At 69.5% G+C, this 13,796-nt stretch carries 17 protein-coding genes; 10 read left to right on the top strand and 7 right to left on the bottom strand.

Annotated elements, in window-relative coordinates; all coding sequences use genetic code 11:
• Window position 1: 1 nt before the first annotated feature.
• A complete protein-coding gene (locus ACWDR3_RS04630; RefSeq protein WP_450350763.1) occupies window positions 2–466 on the top strand; it encodes a DUF2000 family protein in 465 nt (154 codons plus the stop codon).
• A gap of 1 nt (window position 467) precedes the next feature.
• Here ACWDR3_RS04630 and ACWDR3_RS04625 read toward each other — a convergent pair whose 3' ends face one another.
• The gene (locus tag ACWDR3_RS04625) at window positions 468–1,727 is read right to left on the bottom strand and encodes an MDR family MFS transporter (protein ID WP_450350761.1); all 1,260 of its coding nucleotides are present in this window, start codon (window positions 1,725–1,727) and stop codon (window positions 468–470) included.
• 210 nt (window positions 1,728–1,937) lie between these two features.
• Between ACWDR3_RS04625 and ACWDR3_RS04620 the strand changes: the two genes are divergently transcribed.
• Window positions 1,938–2,699 carry a phosphoglyceromutase gene (locus tag ACWDR3_RS04620; RefSeq protein ID WP_450350759.1) on the top strand — a complete coding sequence of 254 codons (762 nt, stop codon included), beginning with the start codon at window positions 1,938–1,940 and terminating at the stop codon, window positions 2,697–2,699.
• 69 nt (window positions 2,700–2,768) lie between these two features.
• Here ACWDR3_RS04620 and ACWDR3_RS04615 read toward each other — a convergent pair whose 3' ends face one another.
• A complete protein-coding gene (locus tag ACWDR3_RS04615; RefSeq protein WP_450350830.1) occupies window positions 2,769–3,215 on the bottom strand; it encodes a nitroreductase family deazaflavin-dependent oxidoreductase in 447 nt (148 codons plus the stop codon).
• Window positions 3,216–3,308: 93 nt separating this feature from the next.
• The gene (locus tag ACWDR3_RS04610; protein WP_450350757.1) at window positions 3,309–3,515 is read right to left on the bottom strand and encodes a hypothetical protein; all 207 of its coding nucleotides are present in this window, start codon (window positions 3,513–3,515) and stop codon (window positions 3,309–3,311) included.
• Window positions 3,516–3,710: 195 nt separating this feature from the next.
• Here ACWDR3_RS04610 and ACWDR3_RS04605 point away from each other — a divergent pair, with 195 nt between their 5' ends.
• Window positions 3,711–3,899, top strand: coding sequence for a hypothetical protein (locus ACWDR3_RS04605; protein ID WP_450350755.1), 189 nt, complete (start codon window positions 3,711–3,713; stop codon window positions 3,897–3,899).
• On the opposite strand, the gene ACWDR3_RS04600 is transcribed toward ACWDR3_RS04605, so the two are convergent.
• The 3 genes from ACWDR3_RS04600 to phoU form a co-directional block, all read right to left on the bottom strand.
• Window positions 3,859–4,401 carry a GNAT family N-acetyltransferase gene (locus ACWDR3_RS04600; protein WP_450350753.1) on the bottom strand — a complete coding sequence of 181 codons (543 nt, stop codon included), beginning with the start codon at window positions 4,399–4,401 and terminating at the stop codon, window positions 3,859–3,861. The genes ACWDR3_RS04605 and ACWDR3_RS04600 overlap by 41 nt on opposite strands.
• 85 nt (window positions 4,402–4,486) lie before the next feature.
• Complete coding sequence (locus ACWDR3_RS04595; protein WP_450350751.1) at window positions 4,487–4,639, bottom strand: hypothetical protein; 153 nt, start codon at window positions 4,637–4,639, stop codon at window positions 4,487–4,489.
• Between the two features lie 107 nt (window positions 4,640–4,746).
• Window positions 4,747–5,448 carry a phosphate signaling complex protein PhoU gene (gene phoU / locus ACWDR3_RS04590; protein ID WP_450350749.1) on the bottom strand — a complete coding sequence of 234 codons (702 nt, stop codon included), beginning with the start codon at window positions 5,446–5,448 and terminating at the stop codon, window positions 4,747–4,749.
• Window positions 5,449–5,680: 232 nt separating this feature from the next.
• Between phoU and ACWDR3_RS04585 the strand changes: the two genes are divergently transcribed.
• Window positions 5,681–6,943 carry a sensor histidine kinase gene (locus ACWDR3_RS04585; protein WP_450350747.1) on the top strand — a complete coding sequence of 421 codons (1,263 nt, stop codon included), beginning with the start codon at window positions 5,681–5,683 and terminating at the stop codon, window positions 6,941–6,943.
• Complete coding sequence (locus tag ACWDR3_RS04580; RefSeq protein ID WP_015659563.1) at window positions 6,940–7,620, top strand: response regulator transcription factor; 681 nt, start codon at window positions 6,940–6,942, stop codon at window positions 7,618–7,620. Before ACWDR3_RS04585 ends, ACWDR3_RS04580 begins: the two co-directional genes overlap by 4 nt.
• Window positions 7,621–7,730: 110 nt before the next feature.
• On the opposite strand, the gene ACWDR3_RS04575 is transcribed toward ACWDR3_RS04580, so the two are convergent.
• Window positions 7,731–8,408 carry a DUF461 domain-containing protein gene (locus ACWDR3_RS04575; RefSeq protein WP_450350745.1) on the bottom strand — a complete coding sequence of 226 codons (678 nt, stop codon included), beginning with the start codon at window positions 8,406–8,408 and terminating at the stop codon, window positions 7,731–7,733.
• Window positions 8,409–9,100: 692 nt separating this feature from the next.
• On the opposite strand from ACWDR3_RS04575, the gene ACWDR3_RS04570 reads away from it, so the two are divergent.
• From ACWDR3_RS04570 to rlmB, 5 genes are all read left to right on the top strand, one after another.
• The gene (locus ACWDR3_RS04570; RefSeq protein ID WP_003953493.1) at window positions 9,101–9,583 is read left to right on the top strand and encodes a CarD family transcriptional regulator; all 483 of its coding nucleotides are present in this window, start codon (window positions 9,101–9,103) and stop codon (window positions 9,581–9,583) included.
• A gap of 341 nt (window positions 9,584–9,924) precedes the next feature.
• Entirely contained in the window at window positions 9,925–10,677 is a 753-nt protein-coding gene (ispD, locus tag ACWDR3_RS04565) for a 2-C-methyl-D-erythritol 4-phosphate cytidylyltransferase (protein ID WP_280879342.1), read from the top strand.
• Window positions 10,667–11,170 (top strand): 2-C-methyl-D-erythritol 2,4-cyclodiphosphate synthase, encoded by a 504-nt coding sequence (ispF, locus tag ACWDR3_RS04560; protein ID WP_450350743.1) that lies wholly within the window; start codon window positions 10,667–10,669, stop codon window positions 11,168–11,170. The genes ispD and ispF overlap by 11 nt, the downstream gene beginning before the upstream one ends.
• Window positions 11,171–11,265: 95 nt before the next feature.
• Complete coding sequence (gene cysS, locus ACWDR3_RS04555; protein WP_450350741.1) at window positions 11,266–12,663, top strand: cysteine--tRNA ligase; 1,398 nt, start codon at window positions 11,266–11,268, stop codon at window positions 12,661–12,663.
• A gap of 109 nt (window positions 12,664–12,772) precedes the next feature.
• The gene (gene rlmB / locus ACWDR3_RS04550; protein WP_450350739.1) at window positions 12,773–13,714 is read left to right on the top strand and encodes a 23S rRNA (guanosine(2251)-2'-O)-methyltransferase RlmB; all 942 of its coding nucleotides are present in this window, start codon (window positions 12,773–12,775) and stop codon (window positions 13,712–13,714) included.
• Window positions 13,715–13,796: the final 82 nt, after the last annotated feature.

Genomic DNA, 13,796 nt, shown 5'->3' with positions numbered 1-13,796 from the left:
TATGAACGCGACCGACACGCATGCGCTCGACACCACCGCACCCGCGGAAGCCCCCGTCCGCTTCGACACCAAGATCGCCGTGATCCTGCGCGAGGACCTGGAGCCCTGGCAACGCCTGAACGTCACCGCGTTCCTGGTCAGCGGCCTGGGCACGCAGGTCCCGGAGGTGATCGGGGAGCCGTACGAGGACGCCGACGGGGTGCCCTATCTGCCGATGTTCCGGCAGCCGGTGCTGGTCTTCGAGGGGACGAAGGAGACGCTGACGTCGGCCCACGCGAAGGCGCTCTCGCGCGTCCTGCCCCGTGCCGTCTTCACCTCCGACCTGTTCGGCACCGGCCACGACGGCGCCAATCGGGCGGCGGTGCGGGCGGTGCCGACGGGGGAGCTGGATCTCGTAGGACTGGCGGTGTACGGGCCGAAGAACGCGGTGGACAAGGTGATCAAGGGCGCGCGGATGCATCCGTGAGCTACGCGGCGCTGACCTCGGCCTCTGTCGCCGTGGGTGTGGTGACCGGCGTCGGCTTCTCGGCCGGCAGGTTGTGCATCAGGACGTGGTAGCCGACCGCGGCCACCGTCCCGATCACCGCGCACACCCCCCACAACCACTCCGCCCCGAACCGGTCGATGATGAATCCGGACATCAGGGGCGCCACGAGCGCGGCCACCGCCCAGGAGAGGGTGTACATGCCCTGGTAGCGGCCGCGCCCGTGGACGGGGGAGAGGCGGACGACCAGGCCGGTCTGGGTGGGCGCGTTGACGATCTCGGCGAGTGTCCACACGCAGACGGTGACCGCGAAGAGGCCGACGGACCCGGCGAAGGCGGTGAGCCCGAAGCCGTATCCGGCGAGGACGGACGACACGACGAGCAGCCGCCGCGGATCGCGGTGCTCGATGAACCGGGTGACCGGGATCTGCAGAGCGACGATCAGTACGCCGTTGACGGCGATGGCCATGCCGTAGTCGGCGGGCGTGAACCCGGCCTCGCCCATCGCGACCGGCAGCCCGACCGAGCCCTGCTGGAAGATCACGGAGACGAGGAAGGACAGCCCGACCACGCCCATGAAGCGCCCGTCGCGCAGGACGGTACCGAGCCGGACGTCGTCCTTGGCGCCGGCTTCGGCGGAGGTGCGCTGCGGCCGGGACTCGGGCAGTTTCAGGAACACGACCACGGCGCAGAGCGCGGTCATGCCGGCCTCGATGAGGAACCCGGCGAGGTAGCTGAACTCGGCGATGAACCCGGCGCCCATGGAGGAGACGGCGAACCCGAGGTTGATGGCCCAGTAGTTGAGCGAGAAGGCCCGCACCCGGTCCTCCGGCCGGACGATGTCGGCCATCATCGCCTGCACGGCGGGCCGGGAGGCGTTGGAGGTCATGCCGACGAGGAAGGCGACCGCGGCGATGGCGACGGGGTCGTGCATGAAGCCGAGGAGCGCGACGGACGCGGCGGTGGACGCCTGGGCGATCAGCAGGGTGGGCCGCCGCCCGAGCCGGTCCGTCATCACGCCGGCCCCGAGCGACGAGGCGACCCCGCCGAGCCCGTGGAGGGCGGCGACGAGACCGGCGTAGGTGGCGGAGTACCCCCGGTCCAGCGTCAGATACAGCGCCATGAAGGTGGCGACGAAGGCGCCGAGCCGGTTGACCAGGGTGCTGGTCCACAGCCACCAGAACTCGCGGGGCAGCCCGGAGACGGACTCACGGGCGGCGCGTCTCAGGCTGGCGAGTGGCATAGGGGTCCCCCACGGACGTAAGCGGCAAGCGATAAGCGGCAGGCGGCAAGCGGTAAGCGGCTAAACCCGCGGGCACAACTTACGAAGACGGGGTGCGGGATGACCACTCGATTAACGATTCCCGTCAACTGTCCCCGGACCGCCGCACCGGCCGCTCCACCTGCCGGACGGGCCTCCTGCGCCCCGAACCCGTCGATTACGCTCTGACCCATGGCCGACGCACCGTACAAGCTGATCCTCCTCCGCCACGGCGAGAGCGAGTGGAACGCGAAGAACCTGTTCACCGGCTGGGTGGACGTGAACCTGAACGAGAAGGGCGAGAAGGAGGCGGTCCGCGGTGGCGAACTCCTGAAGGACGCCGACCTCCTCCCCGACGTGGTCCACACGTCCCTCCAGAAGCGCGCGATCCGCACGGCCCAGCTCTCGCTGGAGGCCGCGGACCGCCACTGGATCCCCGTCCACCGCAGCTGGCGCCTGAACGAGCGTCACTATGGCGCCCTCCAGGGCAAGGACAAGGCGCAGACCCTCGCGGAGTTCGGCGAGGAGCAGTTCATGCTGTGGCGCCGCTCGTACGACACGCCCCCGCCGCCCCTGTCGGACGACTCGGAGTTCTCCCAGTCCGCCGACCCGCGCTACGCCTCCATCCCCCCGGAGCTGCGCCCCCGCACGGAGTGCCTGAAGGACGTCGTCGTCCGCATGCTCCCGTACTGGTACGACGGCATCGTCCCCGACCTCCTCGCGGGCCGCACGGTCCTGGTCGCCGCCCACGGCAACTCACTCCGAGCCCTGGTCAAGCACCTGGACGGCATCTCGGACGCGGACATCGCGGGCCTGAACATCCCGACGGGCATCCCGCTGGCCTACGAACTGGACGCGGACTTCAGGCCGGTCACGGCGGGTGGCAAGTACCTTGACCCGGATGCGGCTGCGGCGGCTATTGAGGCTGTTAAGAACCAGGGCAAGAAGAAGTAGCGCGACACCGATAAGCCCCCGACCTGCGATTTCCTCGCGGGGAGGGGGCTTTGTGCTGGGGCTGACCTGTTAGTGGTGGTCGGGTTCGAGTACGAAGACCGGGATCACGCGGTCGGTCTTCTCCTGGTACTCGGCGTACGCCGGATACGCGGTGACCGCGCGTTGCCACCACAGGGTCTTCTCGTCGCCGGTGAGTTCGCGGGCCGTCATGCTCTGGACTTTGGGGCCGTCCTGGAGATGCACCCGTGGGGCGGCCTTGAGGTTGAAGTACCAGACCGGGTGGCGTGGGTAGCCGCCCTTGGAGGCCACCGCCGCGTACCGTCCCTCGTGCTCCACGCGCATCAGCGGGATCTTGCGGATCCTGCCGCTCTTCGCGCCGCGCATCGTGACGATGACGACCGGCAGGCCCGTGTCCCACAGCGTTGTGCCCTGTGTGCCGCCCGAACTCTCGTACAGCTCGACCTGTTCGCGTATCCACTGCATCGGACTCGGGTCGTACTCGCCCTCGGGAGGCATCGCGGTCACCCCATCGTCGTGAACGGACTCGTCGTGTACGGACTGTGTCGGGGCAGTCCAGCACGAGCTTCGCGCGAAGGGGAGACCGCGTGCTCAGACCGCCGCCGTCGCCAGCCGGTAGAACGCCTGCGTCGTGCGAGGGTGGGCGATCTCGTCCAGGAGGTGGCGCCATTCGGGGTCGGCGACCGTGGGGTGGGCCAGGTCCCAGGCGGTGAGCAGCGGGGCGAGGGCGTTCTCGCCGGTGGTCTCCGTCGGGTCGTCCATCGTGGTGCTCGTCGTGGAGGACAGCAGCGACTTCATGGCATTTCCTTCCGGCTGGGGACTGCGAACCTCTGGGATCCGTTGGGTTCAACGATGCCGTCGGCCGCCCTCCGGAACCATGACGGGACCTACCGGATCGAAGGTGTAGGTGGCTGCACCCCAGAGGGCCTGCTCGCCCCCCTTCCCCTTCACTCTGGTCGCCCGGGATGATCGAATCCAGCGGGGAGGGGGACTGTGAGCAGGAGACGTTACGTCGCCCGCGGCGTACCCGGTGGCTACCGGATCTGGGACAACCGAGGACGCCGATGGTGGGGCGACCTCTACGAGTTGTGCCCCGACGACCTCCTGACCGAGCTCAACGGCCAGGCGGACCAGGCGAGGATCACCGAGCTGATGAGGCGGTACCGGGCGCGGAAGCGGTAGTTGTTGTGGTGGTGGTCGCGGTGGTCGTGGTGACCGGCCTGGTCAGTACGAGCATCACGTGCTCGTCCTCGCCGTGCCGTACCGTTCCGGTGCGTTGGAAGCCGAGCTTCTCCAACAGCCGTACCGAGCCCGTGTTTCCGGTGAACGGGTCGGCGTGGAGGGGGCGCGTTCGCTCCTGTTGGAGGAAGAGGGCCAGGGCCTTGGTGCCCGTACCTCGGCCCCAGTGCTGTCGGCCCAGCCAGTAGCCGATGAAGCGGCGGTCCTCTTCCCACCAGGACACGATGTGGCCCGCCGGCTCGCCGTCCACGGTCACCGCCTGTACGAAGACCGTGTCGTCGCCCAGGATCCTCGTGACCCAGTGGGTCATGAATCTCTCCCGCCCCCGTGGCGTGAACCTCGATCGTCGGACCGCCTCCTCGTCGTGCTCCTGCGCGAAGAAGACCTCCAGATCGCCTTCCTCGACATCCCTCAGCCGGACGTCCGGCCGCACGTCTTCGCCCATACGCCGAGTCTGGCACCCGGCACTGACAGCCCCCACGACGAAGGGCCCCGGCGATATCACCGGGGCCCTTCGTCGTCGTACGTTTTCAGCCGCACTGGCACGGATTGCCGGACTGGCATCCGCAGCCGCAGCCCGAGCCGCAGCCGCATGCGCCGAAGAGCGGGAGGCTCTTGATCTCGGCGGGGTGGTCCGTCTCGCGCTCCTGCGTCGGGTCGGGTGTGCTGGGGGCTTCGGCCATGGGTCCTCCTGGAGGCTCGTGCCTTTGCCCATTGCATGCCCGTTCCGCTGGGCGCATCAACGGCGCACGGGGGCGCCCCTTCGCGGACGCCCCGCCCGCCGAGAGGCCTACGCCTCCTCGACCGCCGTCGCCGGCTGGATCTCCGGCTGGATGTCGGGCTGGAGGTCGTCCGCGTGCTCGCCGGTGACCAGGAAGACGACGCGCTTGGCGACGGCCACCGCGTGGTCGGCGAAGCGCTCGTAGTAGCGGCCCAGCAGCGTGACGTCGACGGCCGTCTCGATGCCGTGCTTCCAGCGGTCGTCCAGGAGGTGCTGGAAGAGCGTGCGGTGCAGCAGGTCCATCTCGTCGTCGTCGGACTCCAGCTGGAGCGCCAGGTCGACGTCCTTGGTGATGATGACCTCGGCCGCCTTCGCCATCAGACGCTGCGCGAGCTGCCCCATCTCCAGGATGGTCGCGTGCAGGTCGTGCGGAATGGCGCGCTCCGGGAAGCGCAGCCGGGCGAGCTTCGCCACGTGCTGGGCCAGGTCGCCCGAGCGCTCCAGGTCGGCGGACATCCGCAGCGACGTCACCACGATCCGAAGGTCGGTCGCCACCGGCTGCTGGCGGGCCAGCAGGGCTATGGCCCGGGCCTCCAGGTCGTGCTGCAGCTCGTCGACCTTCTTGTCGCCCTCGATGACGCTCTCGGCCAGCTTCAGGTCGGAGTCGAGTATGGCGGTCGTGGCGCGCCCGATCGCCGAACCGACCAGCCGGGCCATCTCCACCAGACCGTCGCCGATCGAATCAAGTTCCTCGTGGTACGCGTCCCGCATCAGGGTTCCCTCTCGTACGTATTCTTCGGGGCTGCCGGGGCAGGGGCCCGTGCGTCAGGTTTCCGAAAACCGGCGCTTCGCACCCACGCTCCCACGATCTGGCTTGTACGCGTCCGTTTCCGCCCTCTCAAATGAATCACCCCTAGCTCCTAGGTGAACTCTGGGCGACGAGTGTTCGAGGTCGCACCTCGATGGCTGTGGGGATGTCGTACCGCATGCCTAACCTGGGTGCATGGACGTGAACGCGGCGGTCGCCGCAGCGGCAGCGATCGCCGGGGTATGCACCGGTGTCATCGCCATGCTGGCGTTCCGCTGGAGCGAGCGGGAGCAGAAACGCCCCACTCGCACCTCTCTGCACACGGACCCGGTGCTTCCGCCGGGCGTGGACACCGTCCTGTCCGTGCTCCGCTCCTCGGCCGTCGTCCTGGACGAGGCCGACGCCGTCGTCAAGGCCAGCTCCGCGGCGTACGCCCTGGGACTGGTGCGCGGTGGCCGCCTTTCGGTCGAGCCGATGCTGCAGATGGCCCGGGACACCAGGAGAGACGGAGAGATACGGCAGGTCGAGCTGGACCTGCCCAGACGGGGCACCGGGCGCGGAGAGGCACTCGCCGTCTCCGCGCGCGTGGCGCCCCTCGGGTCGCGGCTGGTGCTGCTGCTCGTCGAGGACCTCACCGAGGCCCGACGGATAGAGGCGGTACGCCGCGACTTCGTCGCGAATGTCAGCCATGAGCTGAAGACGCCCGTCGGCGCGCTCTCCCTCCTGTCCGAGGCCGTCATGGACGCCTCCGACGACCCGGAGGCCGTGGAGCGCTTCGCCGGGCGCATGCAGATCGAGGCGACCCGGCTGACCAATCTGGTCCAGGAGCTCATCGACCTCTCCCGGGTGCAGAACGACGACCCCCTGGAGGACGCCGAGCCGGTCCGGGTCGACGAGCTGGTCGCCGAGGCCATCGACCGCTGCCGGCACGCGGCCGGCACCAAGCAGATCACCATGGCCGCCGGCGGCACCGCCGACCTGCACGTCTACGGGAACCGGGGCCAGCTCGCCGCCGCCCTCGGCAACCTCGTGGAGAACGCCGTGAACTACTCCCCGGCCCGCACCCGGGTGGGCATAGCCGCCCGCCGGGTGAACGCGCCCGGCGGCGACCACATCGAAGTGGCCGTCACCGACCAGGGAATCGGTATCACCGACAAGGACAAGGAGCGCATCTTCGAGCGCTTCTACCGGGTCGACCCGGCCCGCTCCCGTGCCACCGGCGGCACGGGTCTGGGCCTGGCGATCGTCAAGCACGTGGCCGCCTCGCACGGCGGGGAGGTCACGGTGTGGAGTTCTGAGGGACAGGGCTCCACGTTCACCCTGCGGCTGCCGGAGGCGGGGGCTGCCCGCGACCGCGCACAGCAGCACCCGGACCTCGACGACGAGGCCGGTCAGCCAGACTCACACCCAGAGTCATCCCCGTATGAACCGCTTCCCGCCCCGGAGGTCCTTCCGTGACCCGAGTGCTCGTCGTCGAGGACGAGGAGTCCTTCTCCGACGCCCTGTCGTACATGCTCCGCAAGGAGGGCTTCGAGGTCGCCGTCGCGACCACCGGGCCCGACGGACTCGACGAGTTCGAGCGCAATGGCGCCGACCTCGTCCTCCTCGACCTGATGCTGCCGGGCCTGCCCGGCACGGAGGTCTGCCGCCAGCTGCGCGGTCGCTCCAATGTCCCGGTGATCATGGTCACCGCCAAGGACAGCGAGATCGACAAGGTCGTCGGCCTGGAAATAGGAGCCGATGACTACGTCACCAAGCCCTTCTCGTCCCGCGAACTGGTCGCCCGTATCCGGGCCGTCCTGCGCCGCCGCGGCGAGCCCGAGGAGGTCACCCCGGCCGCCCTCGAAGCCGGTCCGGTCCGCATGGACGTGGATCGCCATGTGGTCACCGTCTCCGGCTCCAAGGTCGACCTGCCTCTCAAGGAGTTCGACCTCCTGGAGATGCTGCTGCGCAACGCGGGCCGAGTCCTGACCCGCATGCAGCTCATCGACCGGGTCTGGGGCGCCGACTACGTCGGCGACACCAAGACCCTCGACGTCCACGTCAAGCGCCTCCGCGCGAAAATCGAGCCGGACCCGGGTGCGCCCAGGTATCTCGTGACGGTGCGTGGTCTCGGCTACAAGTTCGAGCCGTAAACCGATGACCCCTTAGGCCATATGCCGTAGGCCGTGAAGAACAACGAAGGGCGGGTCCTCCCGGAGGAGGCCCGCCCTTCGGCGTACGTGTTCGGCGTGCCCTCAGCCGCTCAGTTGCCGGAGGCCGTCGCGCTGGCCGAGGCCGCGTCCGTCGGGGTGCCGCCCTCGGGCGTGGTCGCCGTCGCGCTCGCGGAGTCGGTCGGCGTGGCCGACGTGTCGCCGCTCGGCGTCGAGGAGTCCGAAGCCGTGGGCGTGGCGCCCGGGGCCGAGGGGATCTCGGTCGGGCCCCACGTGCTGAAGTAGCTGTCGGCGGGCTGGACGAAGGCACGCAGGCTCACGTCTCCGGTCGTGCTGAAGGTGAAGGTGACCTTCTGCGCGTTGCCGTCCTGCACGGACTCGCGGCTGCTGGCCAGGACCGCGGAGGCGTTGCCCTTGCCGCCGAGCACGATGTGGCCGCCGGCCGGGACGGTCAGCGGGCCGTTGCCCTTGGCCGGCTTGAGCTCGGCGGTCTTGCCGGAGCCGGAGAGGGTGATCGAGTCCAGGGTCTGGGCGGTGCGGCCGTTGTTGAACAGGGTCGCGGAGATCACGGCCGGCCCGGTCGACTCGAGGTCAGGCTGGGTGATGACGATGGCGTTCTGGATCTTGATGTCGCCCACCGTGGTCGCCGCGTTGTCCGGCTTGACCTCCAGGGTCTGGGCGTCGTTGCCGGCGGCGCACGCACCGAGCGAGGCGATCGAGAACGCGATGGCGGCGGCGGCGAGTGCGCCCCGTCGAAGGCTGCTGCTCACGGCGGCGGCAACTCCTTGACTCGAACGTGGCGGCCCATAAAGCCGCCCTAAGTGTCTGTCAGCGGGCTTAGGTTACCGAGCCGTTCCCGCACCGCCGCACCCGACCCTCCCCCGTGGAGCGTCGGCTTCCCCCGGCAGGGGGGTAGAGGCTGCCGACAGCCCCTGGCCCGCACGTTCGTCCGGCATTCACATAAGCCGTTCCCGGTTACGCCGGAAACGCCAGAGGACGGCGCGCAAATTTTCCGTGAAGGAATAGACGGCGTACCCGGAATTGATCACGTGAAGGATCTGGAGCGGCGGAACAACCCGTCGATCAACCCGTTGATCAACCCCCGCATGAACCACCCATGAACCCGCCATCAACCGACCGCGCAGTCGGACCGTGATCAATTCCGGAATCGGCGCGGAAGCGTCTCCGGCGCACCGAACGGAGTAGCGGAAGTCGCACACTTGGAACCGGACATTTGGGGACGTTAGTCCACTTGGCGGGGGCTCCGGATGTGTGTAACGTGCGCGTTTCTCCTCCCCCGGAGAGCCGCTCCGACCTGCGAATACCTTCTTCCGCTCGGCCTCCGCAGCACGTTCCTGTTGCAGTTGTCAAGCCCCGAGATATGCCCTGACCTGCGAAAACGCCATTCAGAACCCGCCGTTTCCGTGTTACCCTGGATAGCCACGGAAGGGGTACCTGTCACATGACGTTCAAGGTTGGCGACACCGTGGTCTATCCCCATCACGGGGCCGCGCTGATCGAGGCTATCGAAACTCGCCAGATCAAAGGCGTGGACAAGACCTACTTGGTGCTGAAGGTCGCCCAGGGTGACCTGACGGTACGTGTGCCAGCGGACAATGCGGAGTTCGTCGGCGTACGTGATGTGGTCGGTCAGGACGGGCTGGACCGGGTCTTCGAGGTGCTGCGCGCGCCGTATGCCGAGGAGCCCACGAACTGGTCCCGTCGTTACAAGGCAAATCTGGAGAAGCTCGCCTCCGGCGATGTCATCAAGGTCGCGGAAGTCGTACGTGACCTGTGGCGTCGTGAGCGTGAGCGCGGACTGTCCGCCGGTGAGAAGCGGATGCTCGCCAAGGCCCGCCAGATCCTGGTGAGCGAACTCGCCCTCGCGGAGAACACGAACGAGGACAAGGCCGAGGCCCTGCTCGACGAGGTCCTCGCGTCCTGAACCGACTGCTCTGAACTGACGTAGGCGCAGGCCGACTTCAGCACTCAGTACACAGCGGTCAGCACATCGAAATGCCGCGGTGCCCGATGACGTATTCACTGTCGCCGGGCGCTGCGGCATGTTCGTGCCCGAGCGCCTTCGCATACGTCTTCCGCGATTTCTTCCACGGCTTCCGTACGCCTTCGTACGTCCCACTCGGGGAGGTTCCCCCGATACTTGGCGTGCCGGGCCCGGGCGGCTGGCTCGACCAGGGTCACGGAAGGGTCCGGTCAGGGCCGTCGCGCCCGGCACTTCCCAGGCCATACCCACGTAGGCCGAGCACACAAACCTGACAGGAACCGATGTCTGACGATTCGTGCACTTCGCCCGCGGGAGCCCGGACGGCTGCCGTGATTCCGGCCGCCGGCCGGGGCGTACGCCTTGGTCCGGGCGCCCCCAAGGCGCTCCGTGCGCTGGGCGGAACCCCGATGCTCATCCACGCGGTGCGCGCGATGGCCGCGTCCCGTGCCGTCTCCCTGGTCGTCGTCGTGGCCCCGCCGGACGGCTCGCCCGAGGTCAAGTCGCTGCTCGACGCGCACGCGCTGCCCGACCGGACCGACTTCCTGGTCGTGCCGGGTGGGGAGAGCCGCCAGGAGTCGGTGAAGCTCGGTCTGGACGCGCTGCCGCCCGACTACGACATCGTGCTGGTGCACGACGCCGCCCGGCCGCTGGTCCCCGTGGACACGGTGGACGCGGTGATCGAGGCGGTACGCGCCGGAGCGCCGGCCGTCGTGCCCGCGCTGCCGCTGGCCGACACCGTCAAGGAGGTCGAGCCGGCCGGCACCCCGGGCGAGCCGGAGCCCGTCGTCGCCACCCCGGTGCGAGCCCGCCTGCGGGCCGTGCAGACGCCGCAGGGTTTCGACCGGGCTACCCTGATCCGCGCCCACGAGACGGTCACCGAGGACGTCACCGACGACGCGAGCATGGTCGAGAAGCTCGGCAAGACCGTGCTACTGGTGCCCGGGCACGAGGAGGCCTTCAAGGTGACGCGCCCGCTGGACCTGGTCCTCGCGGAGGCGGTCCTGGCCCGCAGGAGGCTCAACGATGGCTTCTGATTCCTACGACGCCCTCCCGTTGCCCCAGGTCGGCATCGGTACCGACATCCACGCCTTCGAGGAGGGCCGCGAGCTGTGGTGCGCGGGCCTGAAGTGGGAGGGGGAGGGGCCGGGGCTCGCCGGTCACTCCGACGCGGACGTCGTCGCGCACGCCGCGTGCAACGCGCTCTTCTCCGCCGCCGGCCTCGGTGACCTGGGACAGCACTTCGGCACCGGCCGCCCCGAGTGGTCCGGCGCCTCCGGCGTCACGCTGCTGACCGAGGCCGCCCGTATCGTCCGCGAGGCCGGCTTCCGCGTCGGGAACATCGCCGTCCAGGTCGTAGGACCGCGCCCGAAGATCGGCAAGCGGCGCGACGAAGCCCAGAAGCTGCTGTCGGAGGCGGCCGGGGCGCCGGTCTCCGTGTCGGGCGCGACGACGGACGGGCTCGGTTTCCCGGGCCGCGAGGAGGGGCTGATGGCGGTCGCCACGGCCCTGGTGGTGCGTACCGGCTGACTGTGGATCACCGGCGCCGGCCGGGTCGCTCGTGGGCGCGCGCGATGTTACAAGTCCGGTGCAACGCATCGCCTCCGGCCCACTACCCTGGACTCGTGACTATTCGCCTGTACGACACCGGTGCCCGGCAGATTCGCGACTTCGTCCCGCTCACTCCGGGCTGTGTCTCGATCTACCTCTGTGGCGCCACCGTCCAGGCGGCCCCGCACATCGGGCACATCCGTTCGGGCCTCAACTTCGACATCATGCGCCGCTGGTTCGCCTACCGCGGCTACGAGGTGACGTTCGTCAGGAACGTGACGGACATCGACGACAAGATCATCACGAAGGCGGCCGAGCAGGGCCGCCCGTGGTGGTCCATCGGCTACGAGAACGAGCGCGCGTTCAACGACGGCTACACCGCCCTCGGCTGCCTCCCGCCCACCTACGAGCCGCGTGCCACCGGGCACGTGACCGAGATGGTCGAGATGATGCAGGGCCTGATCGAGCGCGGTCACGCCTACGAGGTGGACGGCAACGTCTACTTCGACGTGCGCTCCTTCCCCGGCTATCTCCAGCTGTCCCGGCAGGAGCTCGACAACCTGCTCCAGCCCTCCGGCGAGGGCGAGACCGGCAAGCGCGACCCCCGCGACTTCGCCATGTGGAAGGCCGCGAAACCCGGCGAGCCGACCTGGGCGACCCCGTGGGGCCGCGGCCGGCCCGGCTGGCACCTGGAGTGCTCGGCCATGGCGCACAAGTACCTGGGACCCGCCTTCGACATCCACGGCGGCGGCCTCGACCTGATCTTCCCGCACCACGAGAACGAGATCGCCCAGGCCAAGGGGTACGGCGACGACTTCGCGCAGTACTGGGTGCACAACGCCTGGGTGACCATGGCCGGCGACAAGATGTCCAAGTCGCTGGGCAACAGCGTCCTGGTGAGCGAGATGGTCAAGGCCTGGCGCCCGATCGTGCTGCGCTACTACCTGGGCACCCCGCACTACCGCTCGATGATCGAGTACAGCGAGGAGTCGCTGCGCGAGGCCGAGTCGGCGTTCGCGCGGATCGAGGGCTTCATGCAGCGCGTGGTGGAGAAGGCCGGCTCCGTCGAGCCGTCCGCCGAGGTGCCGCCCGCGTTCGCCGAGGCGATGGACGACGACCTGGGCGTCCCGCAGGCCCTCGCCGTCGTGCACACCACCGTCCGGCAGGGCAACAGCGCGCTGGCCGCCGACGACAAGGAAGCCGCCGTGGCCCGCCTCGCCGAGGTGCGCGCCATGCTCGGCGTCCTCGGCCTCGACCCGTTCGACCCGCACTGGGCCGGCGAGAGCGACCGCGGCGAGGACCTGCACGGGGTGGTCGACAGCCTCGTACGACTTGTGCTGGATCAGCGGGAGGCGGCGCGGGCCCGTAAGGACTGGGGCACCGCGGACGCCATCCGGGACCAGCTCGCGCAGTCCGGGCTGGCCATCGAGGACGGGCCGCAGGGCCCTCGTTGGAGCCTCGGCCCGCGCTGACGCGGCACCCGACCTCCTGACCGATCTCTTGATCGATTGTGCCGTCCGGGCCACCGGGCGGCACAATCCATATACGTACGTCCGAACGCTTCATACAGACAGGTAGGTCATGGCCACTAACAACCGCCGCATGTCCGGCAAGAAGGGCGCGCAGGTCGGCAGTGGTGGCCAGCGGCGCAAGGGTCTCGAGGGCAAGGGCCCGACCCCGCCCGCCGAGGCGCGCAAGGGCCACAAGAAGAACCGTGTCGCCAACGCCAAGGCGAAGCAGGCCGTACGCCGGCCCACGGCCCGCGGCCGCGGCGGCCGGTCCACCTCCGAGCTGGTCGTCGGCCGCAACCCGGTCGTCGAGGCGCTGCGCGAGGGCGTGCCCGCGTCCATGCTGTACGTCCAGCAGTTCATCGACAACGACGAGCGCGTCCGCGAGGCCCTCCAGCTCGCCGCCGAGCGCGGCGGGATCAACCTCATGGAGGCCCCCCGCCCCGAGCTCGACCGCATGACCAACGGCCTCAACCACCAGGGCCTGGTCCTCCAGGTCCCGCCGTACGAGTACGCGCACCCCGAGGAACTGGCGAACACCGCCTACGACGCCGGTGAGGACCCGCTGATCGTCGCCCTCGACGGCGTCACCGACCCGCGCAACCTGGGTGCCGTCGTCCGCTCGGTCTCCGCCTTCGCCGGGCACGGCGTCGTCGTACCGGAGCGGCGCGCGGCCGGGATGACGGCCGGTGCGTGGAAGACGTCCGCCGGCGCCGCGGCCCGTACGCCCGTCGCCCGGGCCACGAACCTCACTCGCGCCCTGGAGGCGTACAAGAAGCAGGGCATCGCGGTCGTCGGGCTCGCCGCCGACGGTGAGCACGAGATCGGTGAACTGGCCGCGCTGGGCGGCCCGGTGGTCATCGTGGTCGGCAGCGAGGGCAAGGGCCTGTCCCGACTGGTCGGCGAGACCTGCGACTACCGCGTGCGCATCCCGATGCCGGGTGGTGCGGAATCGCTCAACGCCGGTGTGGCGGCGGGGATCGTCCTCTACGAGGCTGCGCGCCGCAGGGTCTGACGGCGGACGGGTCGCGGTGCCTGACCGCGGCGGGCCGAACGGACTGAACAGGCGTGCCCCTCCTCACCCTTGCGGGTCAATC

The sequence above is a fragment of the Streptomyces sp. NPDC001002 genome, from assembly GCF_053599215.1.
Note: the sequence above shows the minus strand (reverse complement) of the source record. Positions and strands in the feature narration are given on the sequence as shown.